This is a genomic window from Streptomyces sp. NPDC006208 (assembly GCF_040613775.1).
In the GTDB taxonomy this organism is placed as follows: Bacteria; Actinomycetota; Actinomycetes; order Streptomycetales; family Streptomycetaceae; genus Streptomyces.
In genome coordinates this window covers 1-19,700 of record NZ_JBEXSW010000038.1, presented here as the reverse complement: position 1 = coordinate 19,700, position 19,700 = coordinate 1, and the positions used below count along the sequence as shown (strand labels likewise).

The following is a 19,700-nucleotide window of genomic DNA, read 5'->3' as shown; positions in this document are numbered from 1 at the left end:
ACTCGTCGCGCCGGTCGCCCCGGGCGTCGCTTTCGCCTCCGTCGCCTCCGACACGCCCGTGGCGTCGGTCACTTGAATCGGTCCGGGTGGAGCTGGCGGGCCAGGGACTCCACGCCGGACGGCACCCGGACTCCCAGCACCGTGGACGACAACGGCAGCACCGCGAACCGCTTGTGCTTGATGGCGGGTACGTCCTTCAGCGCCGGGTTCGCGAGGAGGAACTTCTTCTTGTCCTCGACGGACTGGTCGCCGTAGTCGTAGATGACGATCACCTCGGGCGCGCGCTCGGCCACCTGCTCGAACGACACGTCACCGAACGCCTTGTCCAGCTCGGCGAAGAGGTTCACCCCGCCGGCCTGGTTGATCATCTCGTTGCCGATGCCCGCGCCGCCCGCGGTGAAGGCGGTCTTGTCGCCGCTGTCGTACACGAAGATCTTCACCGGGGTGACGCCGGCGAGCTTGCCCTCGACCCTGTCCAGCGTGCCGTGGAGCTTCTTCAACTGCCGCTCCGCCCGGTCCGGCACGCCGAAGATCTTCGCCACGTTCCGGATCTCCTGGTCCATCGTGGCCATCGTCACCGGACCGGACGGGCACTCCTCGATGTTCAGATAGGAGTTGACCCCCGCCTTGGAGAGTGCGTCGCGGCTGCGCCCTTCCTTCTCGTCGAAGGTGCTGGCGAAACCGCCGTAGGTGAAGTCCGGTTCGGCGGTCAGCAGCGTCTCGAACGAGGGGTACTCCTTCGCCAGGACCTTGATCCCGTCGTAGGCCTCCTGATACTCCGGCAGGATCTTGTCATCGAGATAGGCGGTTCCCACCATCGACTTCTTCAGACCCAGTGCCAGCATGACCTCGGTCGCGTGCTGGTTCATCGACACCGAACGCTGCGGGGGACGCTGATAGGTCGTCTTCACACCGCAGTTGGACACGGTGACCGGAAACCCCTTGGCAGTGGAGTCCGCCGACGAGGCGTCGTCCCGGGCTGCGGTGCCGCCGCATCCGGATATCAGTAGGGCCGCGGCCATGGCCGACAGCAGGGATATCGGGCGCTTGCCCATCATGTGGTGGATCCTCTCACCGCAGGGGTGGTCCTGAACGGTCCGGACAGCGGTCCGGAGGCTGGTCAAAATCGAGAGACTCGTCGTCGGAAGACGTTCGGTCAGACGTGGGAAAGGTGGTGGGGCGTCCGCGGCTCAGCCGGCGTCGGGGAGCGGCACGGACCGGGCGCGCCGAGGCGGGGTGAAGGCGTAGAGCTCGAGGATGTCCGGTGGCGCGGCGACGCCCGGTCCGCCCGCCCGTACCCAGGCGGCGATGTCCTCGGTCGCGGCGGGGTCGTTGACGAGGCCGAACCAGGCCGCCCGGCCGCCCGCGGCGCGCCCCTCGGACGAGGGCTGCACGACGATCACGTTCGCCTGGTCGCACACGTCGAGACAGCCGGAGACACGGACGGGCGCGTCCTCGGCGAGACGCGCGGTCTGCTTCCCGTGGTCGACCCCGGTCACCTTGGGACTGCCACAGCAACAGTCCCGGCACACCACGACCCGGCACGGAACCGCACCGGCCGACGATGGTCTCCTGGGCATCCCGACGAGCCCTCCTCTCCGGGGAAATCCGCCCCAGTCACTTCGAGGAGGCGACCGCGTGAGTCTCCTGGCTCTCGGGTCAACGCTCGTCCCGGCCTTCCCACCCGCATCCGGGCAGTGGTCTGTTCGGGATCCGCTCGCCGATCACAGTGGCGGGACCGCGCCGGATTCACACCGGCTTCCTCGTTCCGCCGTCGCCTATTTCGCGGGACATCATGGCAGAAGGACGCTCCACGTCATAAGCCCGGGCGCCGGACAGGCCGGGGCGAACGGCGGCACACGCCCCCCCGGGCGCGGGCGACACACGCCCCCGCAGGCTCTCGCGCGCTCTGTACAAGCTGGCCGGTCCGGAGTCACTCCGAACGGTTCGTCACGGGACCGTCCGCACATGCCGGCGGCCCCTGGTGGGGCGGGCGGAGGTCGGTGAGGCGGAACACCAACTCGAGGTGGGGTCCGTCGTGGTCGGGCAGTCCGGGCATCGGCACGGGCACAGTGCCCGCCGGGCCGGGCGCTGGTTCCGGTTCGGGACGACGGCAAGGGCTGCGGCCGAAGGCGGTCCGCACTCACTGCACGGCCGGCCTGCTACCGACAGTTTCGCGGATCTCAAGAAGTACGCGAAAGGCACCTTCCAGCCCAACCCCACGACGACAGAGCAGAAAGTGGTGTTCCACAACGATCTGCAGATTCCCATACAGGTCGTCCTGATCAATCGTGATGGTTCGCTCTCCGGGAAGAGTTACAAGGTGACTCCCGGAGGCAAGACGGAGGAGCACTCAGGCAAGGTCAACGACGCCTGGCTGGTCAGGGCCGCCAACTCGGGAGCCTTGATCGACGTCCTGACCGTCACCGCCTCGCAGCCGGGCGACGTGAACCCCCGCAGGGACCCCAGAATCAACTATGTGCCCAATATGAGCGTCCTGAGCGATGGCCCGCCCAGCGCCTCCGCGACCAATAAGTATCCGACCGAAGCGGATGCACACAATTTCCTGGTGGGGCAGGGGGAGAACCCCCACGACTCAAAGGGGGCCGTGACCCGGGAGGTCTGGTGGAACCTCTCCGGCCAGTCGTACTCGCTCGCCCCGGACGAGAGCCTGAGCTGGACGATTGCGACGATTAGCGGTGTCGAGCGTTCCTCCACCGTGGAAACCCAGTTCATCACGAAGCTGGGCTTGGAAGCGAAGGGCGGATGGGAGGCGATCACCACCACGATCAACGCCTCGTTCGAAAAGTCTTACAGGCAGAGTGAGTCAATCACCCTCAAGGAATCCGTGAGTTCTACGGAGACTCGAAGCATCGTGAACACCAGCTCATTCAACAAGATCTACCGGGTGTGGCAGATTATGGAGACGTACACCATCTGGAAGGGAGATGAGATCGTCGCAGAGCTTTCCAATGACACCGGAAACATTGCCACCCCCTTCGCCTGCTACGATTCCGGAGGAAATTGGGTGGAATGCGGTTCGACTCACTGAAGGATCCGTGTTCATGAAGTCCGGGACTCCGAGGTCATTGCCCGGCCGCTGACCCGAAGCCGGCCGGAGGGACGCGAAGTCGCCGTCGTGGCGGCGCCTGCCACGACGGCGACTTCGCGTCTCCGCACGGGCGCCGTTCCCCGGCCGAACCCCGTCGAGCAGCGGCTTCGCGGCCGCCCGTACTCGCGGACCTGTGGGTGGGCGGGCGATTCCCGGCAAGCAAGGGTCGCGGCGGCGGCCGGCAGGAGGGGTCGGCGCGCAAGTTGTGGTACCAGGCGGGTTCTTGGGGCCGCCGTCGGCGGGGGCGATGACCACGCCCTTACCGTCGATCTCCCGGTGGCCGACGCAACTGGTGGGCGCGCGGCCGCCCTCGGGCACCGGCAGGGCCGGGTTGCCGTCGGCCAACGGCCCGCCGGCTTGCCGCCGTTCGCCGGAACTCCTCGACGCCCGGCCGTTTCCGGTCGATCGCCGAAGCCGCCCGGTGTGAGCGGCGCCCACCAGAGGTTGCCGGACACGTCGGTCCAGTGCGCGCTGACGGTCAGCCCCTGGACCGTCACCACGACCGCGGTTGCCGTAGAGGGCCGACCCGGCAGCTCCCGGAGGAACCATCTTCCGGTCCCGGGCGGATCCTGGGACAGATACCGGACGTGCCCCCACCCGTCCTCGTCCTCTGTGAGGACGAACGCCTCAGGAATGCCGTCCTTGAACGGGTTGCAGAAGGCGGCGACGGGGGCGGGACCGCTCCGGTCGAGGCGCTCCCGGCCTCGTTCTCCGTGCGCTTCTGCTCCGTAGCAAGCCATTGCAGCCTCCTCGGCCGTGTCCGGGAACGAAAGCCCCTTGGTGCGCCGTACGACGGGGCCGGTGAACTCCGGCCCCGATGGCTCCATCCCTCCAGTGGGTCGCGGGTCGGCCGCGGTTGCCTGAAGTCGTTTCTCGGCGCATCGCCGGGCGGGCGGACAGACGCTGCCGGAATCAGGCATACGCCAAAAGCGTCGTTCGAGGGATCATCGCAATTTCAGGCAGAAGCCAAAAAGTTCCCCGAGCGCATTGCGTGGCCGATCTCCAATGCTGGGTTGCGTGACGGAGTCCTCATTGATCGGAGGATGTTCATGTGCAGCCAGCAGGCTGTGTTTTCACAGCAGTCGAAGACCGATTCCTTCTCCGCCGACGGCCGGCCCTGTCGGGCCCCGCTCCCCTGTGCCGCGAGGCCCGATTACCGGGCCGCAAATTCTGCCTGCAGGAAAGAGGGGCGCCGTTCTGTGAGCCCCTACGACAGGGGATGGATCACGACAGAACTGAAGCAGTTCGCACCACGCGCCGAAGCGGGAGAGGAGATTCAGAAACTTCGGGAAGAGCTCCTGGAACACCTCTGGCCGTGGGCGAGGCGGACAGCCGACCGCCTGGCGGCAGGCATTCCGGCTGAAGCTGACCGCGACGCGGTGCGAAGCGAGGTCATGTGGGAGCTCTACCAAGCGTTCCTCAGGATCGACTGGACCCGGTACGAGGTCTGGCCGGCACTGCTGAAAGCCCGCATCCGGGGCGCGTTCACGGCCGTCGCGCGGGCCGAGGACCCGCTCTCGAGAGGCCAGCGCCGCGCGCGCAGGAAGTTCCTCGCACTGGAGGAGTCGACCGTGCAGGGTCTGGGGCGGATGCTCACTCCGGGCGAGAGAGCCGGCCTGGCGTCCCGGGTAGGCCCGAAGAACGGCGAGTTCTACGTTCTTCACGGCTTCCAGCGTCCCGCGAGCATCGAGGACGTCGAACCGTCCCTGGCCGACCCAGCGCAGGACCCCGAAGGCGAGACCATCCGCAGAAGCTCCGTAGCGGCCTTCCGGAGCTGGCTCGAGAACGATCTCCCTCCTGAGCTGGCCGCGTACCTCGCCGAGTTGCTGCTTCGGGACGCCGGTTCCCTGCCCGCCGGAATGCGCAGAAGGCTGAATCCGTACCTTCCGGCACTTCGGCTTCGCCTGGCTGATCCCGTCGAACGTGCGCCGCTCCCGCAGAGGAACCGGAATGCCGCGTAGCGCTCCCTGGCCCGATGACGAAGGAGAGAACACATGGTGACCATTGCAGAGAAGGCGGAACGGCTGTGGCGCCGGCCACTGGCGCTGGCGACAACGCTGCTCCTCACCGCAACGGCCTGGAGTGCCACGGCACTTGCGTCGGCGCACGCACCCGCGGGCCATCCGGTGACACCACATCGGACCGAAAGGTCTGTGGCTCAGCAGCCCCTCGGCGGCCTCGACCAAGGCAGTGGCGAGAGCGCGGGCGGCGGGGCGAGCAGCGAGGGGTGGCCGATGTTCCGCTTCGATTCGGCACACACAGCCTTCAACCAGCACCTCACCACCCTGCACAAGTCACAGGTGCCGCAACTGCAGTTGCGGCCCGGCTGGCCCTTCGACGCCGGGGACACCGTCGCCTCCTCTCCGGCGGTGGTCGATCGGGTCGCCTACGTCGGTTCCCACGACATGCACCTGAACGCAGTCGATGTGCACGGCAAACTCCTCTGGCGCTTCCCCACCAACGGCGATGTCATGGCCTCGCCCGCGGTGGTGGCGACCAGGTCTTCTTCACATCCGCTGACGGCAGCCTCTACGCCGTCAGCACGTCGGGAAAGCAACTGTGGTCCAAGCCATACGGGTTCGGGCGTTCGTCCCCAGCCGTCTCCGAGGACGGCACGACCGTATTCGCCGCGGCCGAAGGCGGGGACAAGCGTCTCTACGCCTTCGATACAGCAACCGGAAACCTCCGGTGGACCTACCCCAAGGCAGGAGCCGGAAACGGCTATCAGGCTTCGCCGGCCGTGAAGGACAACAGGGTCTACATCGGTGACGAGCAAGGCGTCGTGGCTGCCGTCGACGCGAGCACCGGCGCCGAGGTCCGGACACATGAGAGTCCCGGCGCGGAAAGCATCCTCTCCTCGCCGGCTGTGACCGACGAAGCCCTCTACATCGGCATCGGCAACTCGCTGACGGCACTCGATCCCGCCACGGGACTCCCCAAGTGGCAGGTGCCGACCGGCGGGCGTGTCACGGGCTCTCCGGCCGTAGACACGGCCCACGCACACATCGACCGCGTCTACGTGACCGCCAACGACGGGTTCCTCTACTACGTCGGGAACCAGGGCACCGCGGTCCAGCACACACGCGTGGGCCCACCGGGTACGTCCGGGATGGCGTCTTCGCCTGCCGTGGCTCACGACGTCGTCTATGTCGGCGCCGGAAACTGTGCCGCCGGATACGACGCAACCGACCTGAGTCTCCTGTGGACGGGCGAGCCCACGAACGGCCGTGTGACCTCGTCGCCGACCCTGGCGGAGGGGCAGGTCTTCGTCGGTTCGGAGGACGGAGGGCTGTACGCCTACTACGTGCCTGACGCTTCCGCTCCGACCGCCCCCGCGGTTCCTCAGGTGCCGCCGCCCGCCCCCATGCCCCCGGGGCAGCCGCCGACGGCCGGCTCCGCGCCGCCCCCGCCGGCGGCCACTCCCCCGGTACCGCCCAGGGGCGGTACCCCCTCCTAGTCTTCTGAGTCAGGAATTCTGTTCAGATATGAGGCGAGGCGTTCGAGGATCTCGTCGGCGGTCTTGGTCCAGACGTAGGGCTTCGGGTCGGTGTTCCAGGCTGCGATCCAGTTGCGGATGTCCTTCTCCAGGGCTTGGACGGACCTGTGGACGCCTCGTCGTATCTGCTTGTTGGTGAGTTCGGCTATCCATCGCTCGACGAGGTTGAGCCAGGATGAGCCCGTCGGTGTGAAGTGCAGGTGGAACCGGGGATGTGCCAGCAGCCACTTCTTGATGGCAGGTGTCTTGTGGGTGGCGTAGTTGTCGCAGATCAGGTGGACATCCAGGCCGGTGGGCACTTCCTTGTCGAGCTTGACCAGGAACTTCTTGAACTCCTCGGCGCGGTGTCGGCGGTGCAGGGAGCCGATGACTTTGCCGGTGGCGACCTCCAGTGCCGCGAACAGTGTGGTGGTACCGGCGCGGACGTAGTCGTGGGTCGCCCGCTCGGGAACCCCGGGCATCATCGGCAGCACGGGCTGGGACCTGTCCAGGGCCTGGATCTGCGATTTCTCATCCACGCAGAACACCAACGCCCGCTCGGGCGGGTCCAGGTAGAGCCCCACGACGTCGTGGACCTTGTCGACGAAGTACGGATCGGTTGACAGTTTGAAGGTCTCCGACCGATGCGGCTGCAGGCCGAACGCCCGCCAGATCCGTGACACTGACGACTGCGACAGGCCCGTCTCCTTCGCCATCGACCGTGTCGACCAGTGTGTTGCGTTCTTCGGTGTGGACTCCAGTGTCTTCGTGACCACCGCGGCGACTTGCTCGTCCGTCACCGTCCTGGGGCCGCCCGGACGCGGCATGTCACCCAGGCCGGCGATCCGGTACTGCACAAAGCGGGACCGCCAACGGCCCACCGCATGAGGTGTGGAACCGAGCCGGGCCGCCACATCCTTGTTCGAGGCACCCTCGGCGCAGGCAAGGATGATCCGGCACCGCAAGGCCCATGCCTGCGGCGTGGAACGACGCCGCACCCACCCCTCGAGTGCAGCCCGTTCCTCATCCGACAGTCTTAACTCGGCCTTCGGCCGCCCCGTCCGCGCCATGAGGCAAGCCTACATATCTGAACAGAACTCCTGACTCAGAAGACTAGGCCGTGTATCGAAAGTTCTGCCAGATCGCGCGAGTCGATATCGACCACACATGGCTGTCAGTGCCCTCAAGTAGGTTCTGTCCGTTCGGCCCGACAGATGGGCCGCTAAGCTGAAGGACTCGTCGTAGTGAGCATCTACCTGCACTTTCGCGCCGTGGCTGAGTCCGAGATCCGGGACGACCACACCTGGCTCGCTGCGTTCATGTCTGAGGCTTGGGAAAACGACACTGCCGAGTACGCAGCGGGCATCGCCCACTCGATCAACAAGGGCTGGGACGCTGTCAACGACCTCTATGCCGCGGCCAATGCCCTCTACTCAGATGCCGACGAGCCCTGGACACTGCCGATCTACGGCGGCCGCCCCGTGCCCCACAGCGCTGGCGCCGACCCCTCCGATCCCCCGCTGATGCTTCTGGAGCCGCCTGGCGTGTCACAGGCCGCGCGTTTCCTTACGGCTGTCTCTTTCGACGAGCTGTGGAACGTTGTCGGTGCCAGGTTCAGTGCCCTCGGCTGCGCCAGGCAGGAGTACCTCGAACATCACCGGGACCTCCGAGAGTTCTATGGGCAGGCGGCTTCGGCAGGCCACGCTGTGGTCAAAGTGGTGTGGCCTTGAGAAGTCGCCATGTGCTGGTCACAGCCATTCGTTGATGGCTGCGACCAGCACGGTCGTCTCGTAGCGGACCGCGAGTTTGTCGTACCGGGTGGCGACAGCGCGGTGCCTCTTGAGGCGGTTGATCCCGCACTCGACCGCGTGGCGCTCGCGGTAATCGATCGGGTCGAAATGCGGAGGCCGGCCGCCGCGGGAGCCGAGCTTCTGGCGGTTGCGTGCCTGGTCGGCCTTGTCCGGGATCGTGCAGCGGATCCCCCGGCGACGCAGGTAGGCACGGTTCTTCCTGGAGGCGTACGCCTTGTCAGCCCGCACGCGGTCAGGGCGGACGCGTGGCCGGCCCGGCCCGATGCGGGGCACGCGGACCTTTGCCAGCACGGGTTCGAACTGCGGCGAGTCCCCGCGCTGCCCTGCCGTCACCACGATCGACATGGGCTTCTGGCCCTGCTCGACGGCGAGGTGCAGCTTGGTGGTGAACCCTCCGCGCGAGCGACCCAGCCCGTGATCACCAGGCTCGGTGAACACGCCGCCCGGTGGTTCCTTCTGCAGGCCACCCTGCTTGCGGGCCCCGGCCGCATGCTGATGGGCACGGCACACCGTGGAATCGACGCTCAGGTCCCACACACGATCGCACCCTTCACGTCGGCCAGGGACTGAAGCCGGGTGAGGATGCGGTGCCAGGTGCCGTTCCGCTGCCATCGGCGGAACAGGTCGTAGACCCGGCCCCACGGCCCGTACTCGACGGGCACGTCCCGCCACGGAACACCGCTACGGACCCGGAACCGTATGCCGTCGATCAGCTGCCGCCGAGACCAGACGGGCGGCCGCCCCGCCTTGGCACCCTTCGGCAACAGCGGCTCCAGCACCGCCCACTGCTCGTCCGTGAGATCTCCCCGCCCCATGCACCGTGATCATTCATCGCTCATGATCCACTTTCGACACACGCTCTAGTCTTCTGAGTCAGGAATTCTGTTCAGATATGAGGCGAGGCGTTCGAGGATCTCGTCGGCGGTCTTGGTCCAGACGTAGGGCTTCGGGTCGGTGTTCCAGGCTGCGATCCAGTTGCGGATGTCCTTCTCCAGGGCTTGGACGGACCTGTGGACGCCTCGTCGTATCTGCTTGTTGGTGAGTTCGGCGAACCATCGCTCGACGAGGTTGAGCCAGGATGAGCCCGTCGGTGTGAAGTGCAGGTGGAACCGGGGATGTGCCAGCAGCCACTTCTTGATGGCAGGTGTCTTGTGGGTGGCGTAGTTGTCGCAGATCAGGTGGACATCCAGGCCGGTGGGCACTTCCTTGTCGAGCTTGACCAGGAACTTCTTGAACTCCTCGGCGCGGTGTCGGCGGTGCAGGGAGCCGATGACTTTGCCGGTGGCGACCTCCAGTGCCGCGAACAGTGTGGTGGTACCGGCGCGGACGTAGTCGTGGGTCGCCCGCTCGGGAACCCCGGGCATCATCGGCAGCACGGGCTGGGACCTGTCCAGGGCCTGGATCTGCGATTTCTCATCCACGCAGAACACCAACGCCCGCTCGGGCGGGTCCAGGTAGAGCCCCACGACGTCGTGGACCTTGTCGACGAAGTACGGATCGGTTGACAGTTTGAAGGTCTCCGACCGATGCGGCTGCAGGCCGAACGCCCGCCAGATCCGTGACACTGACGACTGCGACAGGCCCGTCTCCTTCGCCATCGACCGTGTCGACCAGTGTGTTGCGTTCTTCGGTGTGGACTCCAGTGTCTTCGTGACCACCGCGGCGACTTGCTCGTCCGTCACCGTCCTGGGGCCGCCCGGACGCGGCATGTCACCCAGGCCGGCGATCCGGTACTGCACAAAGCGGGACCGCCAACGGCCCACCGCATGAGGTGTGGAACCGAGCCGGGCCGCCACATCCTTGTTCGAGGCACCCTCGGCGCAGGCAAGGATGATCCGGCACCGCAAGGCCCATGCCTGCGGCGTGGAACGACGCCGCACCCACCCCTCGAGTGCAGCCCGTTCCTCATCCGACAGTCTTAACTCGGCCTTCGGCCGCCCCGTCCGCGCCATGAGGCAAGCCTACATATCTGAACAGAACTCCTGACTCAGAAGACTAGAGCGACACCCCGCTCAGGGCCTCGTGCCGACTCCCATGCGGGAAAGCAGCCGGTTCCCGCAGAATCCGGCCGGTCACGACAGCAGCGCCGGGCCATGGTCCGGCGCTGCTGCTGGATTCTCCAACTGCCCACTTGTCAAAGCACGGGAGCCGAAGCAATGAGCTCCCCGCTTCGCCGCCCGTGGTCCCGGAACAACACGAAGGAGGTCTGCCGCGATGAAGAACCCGAAGCAAACTCTGCATGGCCTGATGCACACTCTGGTCGGTCTCGTGTTGGTGATCCCCGTCGTCGTAGAGGTCAGTGGCCTGCACACCACACTTCCTTGGGTCGCGGGAGCGCTTGCTGTGTCAGCAGCCGTGTCTCGCGTCCTGGCCGTCCCGACTGTTCGAGATGCCCTGCCCGAATGGTTGCGTCCGGTCCATGAGAAGCCGTCCGGCGACGGAACGACCGACGTTGACAGCTGACGAGCCGGCTCCGTACGGGAGGACGGGGCGCGGCACGCCGAGCAGTTCAGGACGAGTGGAGCGACCCCGGTGGCTCAGGCAGGCGCGAGTACCGTACGGAAGGTCGCCGAAACACGACGGCCGCGCGGGATACGTCCCACCGGCCCCGGGTCCGACTTGCGCGCCGCTATCGCGTGGCGCCAGTCGTAGCGCGCCGGGCCCGTCATCACGCACAGGCTCCCCGGGGCCAGCCGGACGGGGACCCTCGCGCCGCTCGCCTTGTGGCTGAAGTCCATGACGCAGCCCGAGCCGAGTGTGATCGCAGCGACCACCGGGCCGAAACACGGGACGCAGTCCAGGTGGGCGCTGATCCCCTGGCCCGGTTCGTACTCGTTGACGATGACCTGGTCCGGCATTTCCATGATTCCTTCCTGGACCAGGAGCCGGGCCAGTTCCTGCGCCCAGTGCGGCAGGGGTGCGGCGGCGGACGCAGTGTGATCAGCCGATACGCTGCGGCTGCCGTAGTCGTAGCGGTGGCCGTAGTGCTGCACCCGGCGCCGCAACTCCGTCGACCACGGCTCGGAATCGATCCCGGACAGCAGCTCGCGGCAGGACTCCGCGGTGAGCCAGTCGGCTGTGTAAAGCAGCCCAGGGACACCCGTGTCGCCCGTCTCGTCCCCCGCGCCGAAGGTCAACTGCCCAGGATTCTCGGTCATGCGCGCAGCCTAGACCGCGCCACTGACAGCCCCTACGGACCTCCGCCCCTCGGTCCCGACTCCCCTACCACCGAGTCCGCATGGCTGTTCGCCTTCGCGTCAGACGCCCTGCGCACTGTCCGGCTCCCGTGGAGCCGCGAGACAAGTTCCAACCATGCGGCTTGTGCCTCCAGGTCGTCCTGAGCCTCACCGAGGTCTCCGCGACCGGTCGCCGCTTCCGGCGCGTTGACCGCGAAGCCCGCGTCCTTGCGTGCCATGGCGTGCCGCAGACACACCGCTTCCACCGCTGCGGCCAGCTGTCGTCCTGTCAGCCCGGCTGACACCAGGTGTCGGCTCGCCTCGTCTCTGGCGGCCTCGCTGCGATAGAGGTGCAGCGCGAGCATGCCGTCACTGATCTCGATGATCCGCCGGTGCAGGAGCACCTTCGGATCGCGCTCCAGCTCCGCAGGCAGCGGCAGCACCACCTCGGGAACACCCTTCCCAGTACCTGCCACAGCGGACGGATACCACGCAGCTGCGAGTGACGGAGCGGTCAGCGTCGCGCCTGGTCAGGGCTGGCCGGCGCGGCGGGCCGACGGGCGGGTTGGAACAGCTCGATGAGGTTGCCCGCCGGGTCGGACAGCAGGATCTGGCGTCCTCCAGGACCGGCGACGACCTCACTACGGAAGGAGACACCGGCGCTGCGCAGCCGAGCGATCTCGGCATCAAGGTCGTCGTAGGTGAGGTGGATGCGATTGCCGCCCGCGACGGCAGCCTCCTTCGGGGTGGCCCGGGCGCCCGAGCTTGCCGGGCCGGACAGCAACAGTCGCAGCCTGCCACGGACCACGTCGGCGAAGGCAGGGACGGCGCTGGAGTGCAGCGTGAAACCGAGGTGGGTGGTGTAGAAGTCGATGGTGGCCTGCACGTCGTCGACCAGGTAGCGGACGCTGACGTATTCGTCGTGAGTGGTCATGGCTCGGACCTCGCAACGGTCTCGGGGGTGTTCAGGACCGGCATCAGATGCTTGATACGGGCGTCTATGTCTGCCGCCGCGTGCTGAAAGGCCGCGTAGCCGGCCTGGTCGGTGTCTCCGGCCGCGCCCGGGTCGTCCATGCTCCAGTGGACCCGCCTCGAGCCGAACTCCGGGCAGAACTCGCGAGCCTTGTCGCACAAGGTGATCACGTGGTCGAAGCGGCGGCCGACCAGGTCGCCCACGTGCTGGGTACGCCGACCGGTGAGGTCGATGCCGAACGACTCGCGCAGCACCCGGACAGCGTGCGGGTGCACCTGCGGCTTGGGACTGGTGCCTGCACTTGCCGCGGTTACGCGGCCGGCGGTGTGGTGGCGCAGCAGGGCTTCAGCGATCGGCGAGCGGGCGCTGTTGCCTGTGCACACGAAAAGCACCGCAACACGGCGGGCTCGCGCCCGGACGACCGGACGACGCGGCGGTGAGGGGGCCTGGCACAACGCCGGGTGCAGGGCGGCGGCGCTGGCCGCCAGCGCCTCAGCGCAACGCTCCAGGTCCAGGCGGTAGTAGCTGTCCCGGCCATCAAAGTTGCTGCGCCTGGCCGTGACCAGACCACCGTCGCGCAGGAGCCGTAGGTGATACGAGACCAGGTTCTGCGGCTCCCCGACGCGTTCCACCAGTTCACGGACCCGATGGTCGCCGTCGGCGAGTTCCGTCAGCAGCCGCCAGCGCACCGGATGCGCAGCCAGGCGGACGAACTCGGGCGGCGTGACGGTCCCGCCCCAGAGGCGATATCCCACATCTCGAAGATACATCAATTCAGATTGATACATCAACCCCAATTGATCGGATGCCGGCGCGCGCGGCGGCATCGCCCCCGGGCCATGACGTCAATCTGCGGTTCGCAGGCCATCGCGGTCGACGGGGACTTCAGCTTTCCCTCTGTGCGAGGCCGACGAACGCGACATCTCTTCCCGCGAGTTCGCTACCTGACTGGGGTGCGACGCAACCCCACCGCCAAGGCCGAACTCCACGAGGGCGACCGGGTACAGAACCTCGGCTCGGCGAGGGCAGCGACATCGCCTGCGCACTGTCCTCCACCAAGTACCAGGAAGGTCCGGCGGCCGGAGCCACGAACAGCACACTCACGCCAACCCGCCGACGGCATACACCTCGCCATTTGTTTGGCAGGTCGCCGGCAGGGGAGGCGAGCCGGAGGTTGGCAGCGCCCACACCTCAGCACCTGTATCCGGAGCCGCTGTGATGCGCTCGACACAGCCCGACCCAGTCGGTGCCGCTGTACAACATCGAGAGGCCATGAGCCAGCGGGGAGCCGCTGATGCGCCCCGAGGCGCCCATGTCGGCACATCGCCGCACAGACTTTCCTCGCCCGCTCGCCCATCAACGAGGTTCCGGGTCCAACCCTGGACGACACATGCGGCTATCTTTGCGCCAACCGTCCCTCTTTTGTGCCAACCAAAGGGCTTGGGGTGAGGAAGCAGAGCGTCCAGCAGGCGCCGGATCTCCGCCACGGTGAGCGGAGCGAGGGCTGATCCGATTCTGCTGCCCCCATTTTGACGCTCACCGCCCACGTCACCGCCTCGCTGGGCTGGCCGGGGGCAGTCGCCGCCTTCCTGGCTCTGGCCGTCGCAGGGCTGTCCAGCAGCGCGCCCCAGACGGTGCGGGGCGCCTATGTAGCGATGGGGCTGGTGGGTTGGTTCGTGATCGTCCCATTCTGCCTTGCCTCGCTGCTGACCGGCATTCTCCAGTCACTGGGTACCGTCTGGGGGGCTGTTGCGTCACTACTGGGTCATCGCGAAGCTGCTGATCACCGTGCTGGCGACGCTGCTTCTGCTGGTGCACATGCAGCCGGTCGGACACCTGGCCGACGCAGCCGCGCCGACAGCGCTCGCGGGCGGCGAGCTGGCGGGCATGCGCATCCAGATGATCGCTGACGCGACCGCCGCTCTGCTGGGCATGCTCGCAGCGGCCGTCCTGTCGGTGTTCAAGCCTCGCGGGGTGACACTCCAAGGGCGCCGCCGCCAGCGCGAACAGAACTCGCTGCCGCGCTGAACAGAGCCCCCGAGTTCGGTCTGTCTCAGCTCCACACCGTCGAGGCCCTGCCGAACGGCCCCTACTGGAGGACCTCCGAGAGGATGGGTGCGGCCAGCTGACCGGGCCCAGCCACCGCCTCCGTCCTTCGAGCCCAAGGTCGGGATGAGGCCCTGCGCTCGTAATAGCTACGGCGAGGGGACAAGTAGCTCTCGGTAGTTGCTGTGGCGTGGGGTCAGTTGGGCGCCAGGTCGGCGTACCCGGATGCCTGGGATGCCGACCAGGCGAGTGGGGGCGGGAGGCTGAGGCGGTGGTCACTGTGGTTCGCCTCCTCCATTGCGCTTGCCCGAGGCGGCGGTGTAGCGGCTTGGGTCGGCCTCGAACGCGGCGGCGCATTGGACGGAGCAGAAGTAGTAGGTGCCGGTGTCGGTCTGCCGGTGTTCGGGCGCGGTCGCCTTCTCGACGGGCATGTCGCACACCGGGTCCAGGGACCGCTCGTCGCCGTGGGGCTGGTGCGCGGCGGCGGACATCGTGTGGTGGTGCGGCTGGGCCCCGGCGGCTGCCGCGGTCCGGTCGGCGGCGGACTCGACCCTGGGCCGAACGTGGGCGGGCCTGACGGGTGGCAGCGGCGTAGCGCGCCAACCGCGCAGGCGGGAGGCGTTGGTGACGACGGAGAGGGAGGAGGCGGCCATGGCGGCTGCGGCGATGATGGGGCTGAGGCGGATGCCCGACAACGGGTAGAGGGCGCCGGCGGCGAGCGGTACGCCGACAGCGTTGTAGATCAGGGCGAAGAACAGGTTTTGGCGGATGTTGCGCATGGTGGCGCGGGAGAGCCGGATGGCGGTGACGACGCCGGTCAGGGAGCCGGAGATGAGGGTGATGTCGGCCGCTTCGATGGCCACGTCGGTGCCGGTGCCGATGGCCAGGCCGACGTCGGCGGCGGCCAGGGCGGGGGCGTCGTTGACGCCGTCGCCGACCATGCCGACGGTGCGGCCTTCGCCCTGCAGGCGGCGGATCTCGTCTGCCTTGTGCTCGGGCATGACCTCGGCCAGTACCCGGGGGACGCCGACTTGGGCGGCGACCGCTGCGGCCGTGCGGGTGTTGTCGCCGGTGATGATGACGACCTCGAGGCCCAGGCGCTTGAGGGCGGCGATGGCTGCGGCCGAGTCGTCCTTGACGGTGTCAGCGACGGCGAGGACGCCTACGGGCTTTCCATCGATGGCGGCGAGAACGGCGGTTTTGCCTTCAGCTGAGAAGTCGGCCGCCACGGGGGCCAGGACGGAGGTGTCGACGCCGACGTCGTCGAGGAGCCGGGCGGTGCCGACCAGGACGGCGTGTCCGTCGACGGTGGCCTGGACACCCTTGCCGGTGACCGAGTCGAACCCCGTGGCGGCGGGCCACACCAGCCCGCGGTCGCGGGTGCCTGCGACGATGGCCTGCGCCAGCGGGTGTTCGCTGTAGGACTCGGCCGCTGCCACCAGCCGCAGCAGGCCGGATTCGTCGAGGGCGTCGATGGTGCGGACGTCGGTCAGGACGGGTTTGCCTTCGGTCACGGTGCCGGTCTTGTCCAAGACCACGGTGTCCAGCTTGTGGGCGGTCTCCAGGGCCTCGGCGGAGCGGATCAGGATGCCAGCCTGGGCGCCCTTGCCGGTGCCGACCATCACCGACAGCGGGGTGGCCAGTCCGAGCGCGCACGGGCAGGCGATGATCAGTACCGCGACCGCGGAGACGAGGGCGAGGGTCAGCGCCGGGGACGGCCCTACGGTGAACCACACCGCGAACGTGGCGATCGCGACGGCGATGACGGCGGGCACGAAGTAGGCGGAGACCGCGTCCGCGAGCCGCTGGATGGGGGCCTTCGAGGCCTGCGCCTGCTGAACGAGGCGGATGATCTGGGCCAGCATGGTGTCGGCGCCGACCTTGGCCGCCCGCACCCGCAGGGAGCCGGTGCTGTTGACGGTGGCGCCGACGACGGTGTCTCCGGCGTGCTTGGTGACGGGCATCGGCTCACCGGTGACCATCGACTCGTCCACCGAGGAGGATCCGGAGAGCACCTCGGCATCTACGGGGATCTTCTCGCCTGGCCGGATGACCACCTCGTCGCCGACGGCGACATCCTCGACGGGAATCTCCCTCTCGGTGCCCTCGCGTATGACGCGCGCGGTGCGGGCCTGCAGGCCCAGCAGTGCGCGGATGGCTTCGCCAGTGCCGGCCTTCGCGCGGGCCTCCAGGAGCCGGCCGAGCAGAATCAGGGTGAGGATGACGCCGACCGCTTCGTAGTAGACCTCGCGCACGTCCTCCGGAAGCAAACCGGGGGCGAGGGTGACGAGCAGGCTGTAGGCGTAGGCGGCGGTGGTGCCGAGGGTGATGAGGCTGTTCATGTCGGCGGCGCGGTGGCGTAGGGTCAGCCAGCCCGTGACATGGATCGGCCAGCCGGTGAAGAGCATCACCGGGGTGATCAGCGCCAGCTGAAGCCAGTGGTTCAGCATCCAGGTGGGCACCCAGTCGGCGCCGAAAAGTTCGTGCGCCATGACGGCGAACAGCACCGGTGCGGTGAGCACCGCCCCGACCTGCACCCTGCGGGTGAGGTCCTTGATCTCCGCCTGCCGCTCGGCGGCGTCCGCGTCTTCCGCCTCCGTTTCTTCCCCGGCCGGAGGGCCGCCGCCTGCGGCGGGGGCCGCGGTGGCGGTGCCGTGGCCGGCGGGGGAGGACGGTGGTGCTTCGGAGCCGTCGGCTGGTTCGACCAGCAGTGTGCCGTGGATCATGTTCATGCCGCAGGCGAAGCCGAAGGAGCCCGCCCGCTCGGGGTTCAGCCGAACGGTGGTGCGGGTGTGAGCGGGCAGCCCGGCGCCGACCTTGAGATCCGGGAAGACCACCCGAGAGGTGCACTCTCCGGATTCCTGCCGGTCGAAGACCAGCTCCACCGGAATGCCCTGCCGGACCTTGATCAGGTTGGGGCTGTAGCCGCCCCGCACTGTCACCTGAACGCGCTGTATCCCGCCTTCGACCCGAGCGGCGCCGACGCGGCGCGGTCCGAAGAAGAACCAGCCCAGTGCGGCGATCAGTCCTGCGGCGACCAGTACGACCACGACATCGAGGGCACCCATGGCAGCTCGCCTCCTTGACGGCTCCCTTCCAACCTCCCGCAGACAACCCCTGCCGAGTAGGGACTGATCGGCCCACCGGCCCTGGACCTTCTGGGCCGAGCGTTCCGGGCGCCGCGGAGGGACGACGCATGTGAAGGCAAGGACTCGTACGGTCGCCGGGCTTCCAAGTCGCCCGGCCGTTGAAGCAGCCGAAACAGGTTCGGCCACGGCGTCAGCGGATGGGGCAGGGAGATCGACGAGGAGGGGTCCGGCGCCGCCTGAACACGCTGTCCGCGTCCAGCTCCCTGCCAAACCCTGACCTTCTGGCCCCTGCGTGAGGAGGCGCCGTGAACAACGACAAGACGCGCAACTACGGTCTGAATGCCATCGCAGCCGTTGTCCTGGTCGGCGCCCTCGGCACGCCGCTCGGCTCTCTGCTCCGGCTCGGCCTCGTGGCTGCTTGCCCGCTGATGATGTTCTTCATGATGCGCAACATGCACAGCCCACGGTGGGCCGGTATTCACCGTCGTCATGAGTGCCGGCTCCGGCGCCCGTCCCTGACAGACCTTCGCCAGGGGCCTGCTTCTACAATGGCACCGTGAGCCGGAAGGCACCGATGCCCTGGGGGCGGCCGCAGCCCCCAGGGCGGACGCGGGCGCTGCTCGTTCTCACCGTCCTGGTCGGGCTGCTGGGCCTGCACGGGCTGGCTCCCGCGGCGGCACTGCCCGCCCCGGACCACGGCACACACCACGTGCACCACATGCAACCGCTCGAGGTCGGCCAGGTATATCCGTGCGACAGCACCGGCGGCCACAACCACCGTACCGACCAGGTGTGTACCTCCGCGGCGATCCCCGGCACCGCAGCGCTTCCAGGCCTGGCGCCCTCGCTCTCCAGCGACATGACCACCACGGCTGCCCAGCCGCTCACCTCTTCGTATCAGCCAGCAGGCGGACGTGCTCCGCCATCGCTCGCTGAACTCCAGCTCCTGCGGATCTAGGAAAGCCCGCGATGGCCGCCCCGGTGGGCTCCGTCGCGTGCGTGTACGTCCTCAGATCCGTCGAAACAGGAGCTTCCGAAACCATGAACACCAGCATTTCCCTGTCCCGCCGTGCCGCGCTGGCTGCGAGCGTAACGGCCGCCGCGCTCGTTCTGGCTGGCTGCGGCGGCAGCGACAGCACTAGCGGCACCGACACCTCGCCCGGCACCACTACCTCTGCCTCGGCCGAGGCGGGCAAGCACAACAACGCCGACGTCGCCTTCGCGCAGGGCATGATCCCGCACCACCGCCAGGCCATCGTCATGTCCCGCATGGCCACGGCGCGCGGCGCCTCCGCCCAGGTCAAGGAACTCGCCGCGAAGATCAAGAAGGCACAGGCGCCGGAGATCCAGACCATGTCCGGCTGGCTCAAGGCGTGGGGTGAGAAGGTTCCATCCGGTATGGACCACGGCAGGGGGCAAGGCGACGACACCCCGTCCATGCCCGGCATGATGAACGACCAGGACCTCGACGAACTGAACGGCGTCTCGGGCAACCCCTTCGACACCATGTTCCTGACCATGATGATCGAACACCACGAAGGCGCCATCGAAATGGCGAAGACCGAGAAGCAAAAGGGCGCCTACGAGCCCGCCAAGAAGCTCGCAGACGACATCATCACCGCCCAGACCGCCGAGATCACCCAGATGAAGAAGATGCTCAGCGGAGGCTGAGCCGCTGTTTTCGCAATACAGCGGGGACGGTGCACCGCGCCAAACCCGCGCCCGGGCGGATGTCGCCCGGGCGCCTGGCACGTTCGTGGACCCATTCGTGACTCCCCGAGCGCGTCCGAGCCCGGTCAGCCAGGCGCACAGCTTGATCTCGGCGGCTCCTGGGAGACCGTGCGCTGGGTCGCCGGCTTCGACTTCCCGGAAGCCGAGACCGACGCCGACTTCCTGGCTCTGGCCCAGGGGGAGGACGCGTCACGCGCGGTGACGGCGGGCCGGCTCATGACGACCCCCGCCGTTACCGTGCAACCGGACACTACGATCGCGGGCGCCGCGCGGTTGATGGCCCGCAG

Annotated in this window: 19 protein-coding genes, 1 pseudogene and 1 riboswitch; of the genes and pseudogenes, 10 read left to right on the top strand and 10 right to left on the bottom strand. The window is 67.8% G+C overall.

The features are described 5' to 3' along the window. Positions 1–68 precede the first annotated feature (68 nt). Positions 69–1,058 carry an ABC transporter substrate-binding protein gene (locus ABZ208_RS27605; RefSeq protein ID WP_356912160.1) on the bottom strand — a complete coding sequence of 330 codons (990 nt, stop codon included), beginning with the start codon at positions 1,056–1,058 and terminating at the stop codon, positions 69–71. A gap of 132 nt (positions 1,059–1,190) precedes the next feature. After that, complete coding sequence (locus tag ABZ208_RS27600; protein WP_356912159.1) at positions 1,191–1,580, bottom strand: (2Fe-2S) ferredoxin domain-containing protein; 390 nt, start codon at positions 1,578–1,580, stop codon at positions 1,191–1,193. Between the two features lie 39 nt (positions 1,581–1,619). Next, positions 1,620–1,811: riboswitch (cobalamin riboswitch) on the bottom strand. 227 nt (positions 1,812–2,038) lie between these two features. On the opposite strand from ABZ208_RS27600, the gene ABZ208_RS27595 reads away from it, so the two are divergent. The 4 genes and pseudogenes from ABZ208_RS27595 (at position 2,039) to ABZ208_RS27580 (ending at position 6,569) form a co-directional block, all read left to right on the top strand. Then, positions 2,039–3,052: a hypothetical protein gene (locus ABZ208_RS27595; protein WP_356912158.1), complete on the top strand. Its 1,014-nt coding sequence runs from the start codon at positions 2,039–2,041 to the stop codon at positions 3,050–3,052. A gap of 1,259 nt (positions 3,053–4,311) precedes the next feature. Then, positions 4,312–5,073, top strand: a complete 762-nt coding sequence (locus ABZ208_RS27590; protein WP_356912157.1) for a hypothetical protein — start codon at positions 4,312–4,314, stop codon at positions 5,071–5,073. Positions 5,074–5,106: 33 nt separating this feature from the next. Next, a pseudogene (locus tag ABZ208_RS27585) lies at positions 5,107–5,529 on the top strand (hypothetical protein); the annotation flags it as partial. Then, positions 5,439–6,569, top strand: coding sequence for a PQQ-binding-like beta-propeller repeat protein (locus ABZ208_RS27580; protein WP_356912214.1), 1,131 nt, complete (start codon positions 5,439–5,441; stop codon positions 6,567–6,569). The pseudogene ABZ208_RS27585 and the gene ABZ208_RS27580, both read left to right, overlap by 91 nt. Here the strand turns inward: ABZ208_RS27580 and ABZ208_RS27575 are convergent. Then, entirely contained in the window at positions 6,566–7,657 is a 1,092-nt protein-coding gene (locus tag ABZ208_RS27575; protein WP_356912156.1) for an IS630 family transposase, read from the bottom strand. The two genes, ABZ208_RS27580 and ABZ208_RS27575, sit on opposite strands and share 4 nt — an antisense overlap. A 174-nt stretch (positions 7,658–7,831) precedes the next feature. Here ABZ208_RS27575 and ABZ208_RS27570 point away from each other — a divergent pair, with 174 nt between their 5' ends. After that, the gene (locus ABZ208_RS27570) at positions 7,832–8,317 is read left to right on the top strand and encodes a DUF1877 family protein (RefSeq protein WP_356912155.1); all 486 of its coding nucleotides are present in this window, start codon (positions 7,832–7,834) and stop codon (positions 8,315–8,317) included. An 18-nt stretch (positions 8,318–8,335) separates the two neighbouring features. Here the strand turns inward: ABZ208_RS27570 and ABZ208_RS27565 are convergent. Both ABZ208_RS27565 and ABZ208_RS27560 read right to left on the bottom strand, forming a co-directional pair. Further along, positions 8,336–9,213 (bottom strand): IS5 family transposase gene (locus ABZ208_RS27565; RefSeq protein ID WP_356912154.1). Its coding sequence is split into 2 segments (ribosomal slippage): positions 8,336–8,935 and positions 8,938–9,213, totalling 876 coding nucleotides; the frame shifts between segments, so codons are not numbered across the junction. Positions 9,214–9,258: 45 nt separating this feature from the next. Then, positions 9,259–10,350 carry an IS630 family transposase gene (locus tag ABZ208_RS27560; protein ID WP_356912153.1) on the bottom strand — a complete coding sequence of 364 codons (1,092 nt, stop codon included), beginning with the start codon at positions 10,348–10,350 and terminating at the stop codon, positions 9,259–9,261. A 262-nt stretch (positions 10,351–10,612) separates the two neighbouring features. On the opposite strand from ABZ208_RS27560, the gene ABZ208_RS27555 reads away from it, so the two are divergent. Continuing rightward, entirely contained in the window at positions 10,613–10,861 is a 249-nt protein-coding gene (locus ABZ208_RS27555; protein WP_356912152.1) for a hypothetical protein, read from the top strand. Between the two features lie 74 nt (positions 10,862–10,935). Here the strand turns inward: ABZ208_RS27555 and ABZ208_RS27550 are convergent, their stop codons facing one another. Genes ABZ208_RS27550 through ABZ208_RS27535 form a run of 4 tightly spaced genes read right to left on the bottom strand, consistent with a single transcriptional unit; the run spans position 10,936 to position 13,302 of the window. After that, a complete protein-coding gene (locus ABZ208_RS27550; protein ID WP_356912151.1) occupies positions 10,936–11,556 on the bottom strand; it encodes an alpha-ketoglutarate-dependent dioxygenase AlkB in 621 nt (206 codons plus the stop codon). Between the two features lie 32 nt (positions 11,557–11,588). Next, positions 11,589–12,050 (bottom strand): DUF6545 domain-containing protein, encoded by a 462-nt coding sequence (locus ABZ208_RS27545; RefSeq protein WP_356912150.1) that lies wholly within the window; start codon positions 12,048–12,050, stop codon positions 11,589–11,591. 38 nt (positions 12,051–12,088) lie between these two features. Further along, a complete protein-coding gene (locus ABZ208_RS27540) occupies positions 12,089–12,508 on the bottom strand; it encodes a VOC family protein (RefSeq protein ID WP_356912149.1) in 420 nt (139 codons plus the stop codon). After that, positions 12,505–13,302 carry a metalloregulator ArsR/SmtB family transcription factor gene (locus ABZ208_RS27535; RefSeq protein WP_356912148.1) on the bottom strand — a complete coding sequence of 266 codons (798 nt, stop codon included), beginning with the start codon at positions 13,300–13,302 and terminating at the stop codon, positions 12,505–12,507. Before ABZ208_RS27535 ends, ABZ208_RS27540 begins: the two co-directional genes overlap by 4 nt. Before the next feature lie 994 nt (positions 13,303–14,296). Here ABZ208_RS27535 and ABZ208_RS27530 point away from each other — a divergent pair. After that, on the top strand, positions 14,297–14,575 hold the full coding sequence (locus tag ABZ208_RS27530) for a hypothetical protein (protein ID WP_356912147.1): 279 nt from the start codon (positions 14,297–14,299) through the stop codon (positions 14,573–14,575). 293 nt (positions 14,576–14,868) lie between these two features. On the opposite strand, the gene ABZ208_RS27525 is transcribed toward ABZ208_RS27530, so the two are convergent. After that, on the bottom strand, positions 14,869–17,661 hold the full coding sequence (locus tag ABZ208_RS27525) for a heavy metal translocating P-type ATPase (RefSeq protein WP_356912146.1): 2,793 nt from the start codon (positions 17,659–17,661) through the stop codon (positions 14,869–14,871). A 326-nt stretch (positions 17,662–17,987) separates the two neighbouring features. On the opposite strand from ABZ208_RS27525, the gene ABZ208_RS27520 reads away from it, so the two are divergent. The 3 genes from ABZ208_RS27520 to ABZ208_RS27510 all read left to right on the top strand — a co-directional run bounded on the left by ABZ208_RS27520 (position 17,988) and on the right by ABZ208_RS27510 (position 19,353). After that, entirely contained in the window at positions 17,988–18,242 is a 255-nt protein-coding gene (locus tag ABZ208_RS27520) for a DUF2933 domain-containing protein (protein ID WP_356912145.1), read from the top strand. After that, positions 18,239–18,640 carry a DUF6153 family protein gene (locus tag ABZ208_RS27515; protein WP_356912144.1) on the top strand — a complete coding sequence of 134 codons (402 nt, stop codon included), beginning with the start codon at positions 18,239–18,241 and terminating at the stop codon, positions 18,638–18,640. Before ABZ208_RS27520 ends, ABZ208_RS27515 begins: the two co-directional genes overlap by 4 nt. A gap of 83 nt (positions 18,641–18,723) precedes the next feature. Next, positions 18,724–19,353, top strand: a complete 630-nt coding sequence (locus ABZ208_RS27510; RefSeq protein WP_356912213.1) for a DUF305 domain-containing protein — start codon at positions 18,724–18,726, stop codon at positions 19,351–19,353. Positions 19,354–19,700: the final 347 nt, after the last annotated feature.

Bases quoted from the DNA above. Each gene is read 5' to 3' on its own strand.
- ABZ208_RS27605 (WP_356912160.1), bottom strand. From the start codon at position 1,058: ATGATGGGCAAGCGCCCGATATCCCTGCTGTCGGCCATGGCCGCGGCC.
- ABZ208_RS27600 (WP_356912159.1), bottom strand. From the start codon at position 1,580: ATGCCCAGGAGACCATCGTCGGCCGGTGCGGTTCCGTGCCGGGTCGTG.
- ABZ208_RS27575 (WP_356912156.1), bottom strand. From the start codon at position 7,657: ATGGCGCGGACGGGGCGGCCGAAGGCCGAGTTAAGACTGTCGGATGAG.
- ABZ208_RS27560 (WP_356912153.1), bottom strand. From the start codon at position 10,350: ATGGCGCGGACGGGGCGGCCGAAGGCCGAGTTAAGACTGTCGGATGAG.
- ABZ208_RS27555 (WP_356912152.1), top strand. From the start codon at position 10,613: ATGAAGAACCCGAAGCAAACTCTGCATGGCCTGATGCACACTCTGGTC.
- ABZ208_RS27550 (WP_356912151.1), bottom strand. From the start codon at position 11,556: ATGACCGAGAATCCTGGGCAGTTGACCTTCGGCGCGGGGGACGAGACG.
- ABZ208_RS27540 (WP_356912149.1), bottom strand. From the start codon at position 12,508: ATGACCACTCACGACGAATACGTCAGCGTCCGCTACCTGGTCGACGAC.
- ABZ208_RS27525 (WP_356912146.1), bottom strand. From the start codon at position 17,661: ATGGGTGCCCTCGATGTCGTGGTCGTACTGGTCGCCGCAGGACTGATC.
- ABZ208_RS27510 (WP_356912213.1), top strand. From the start codon at position 18,724: ATGAACACCAGCATTTCCCTGTCCCGCCGTGCCGCGCTGGCTGCGAGC.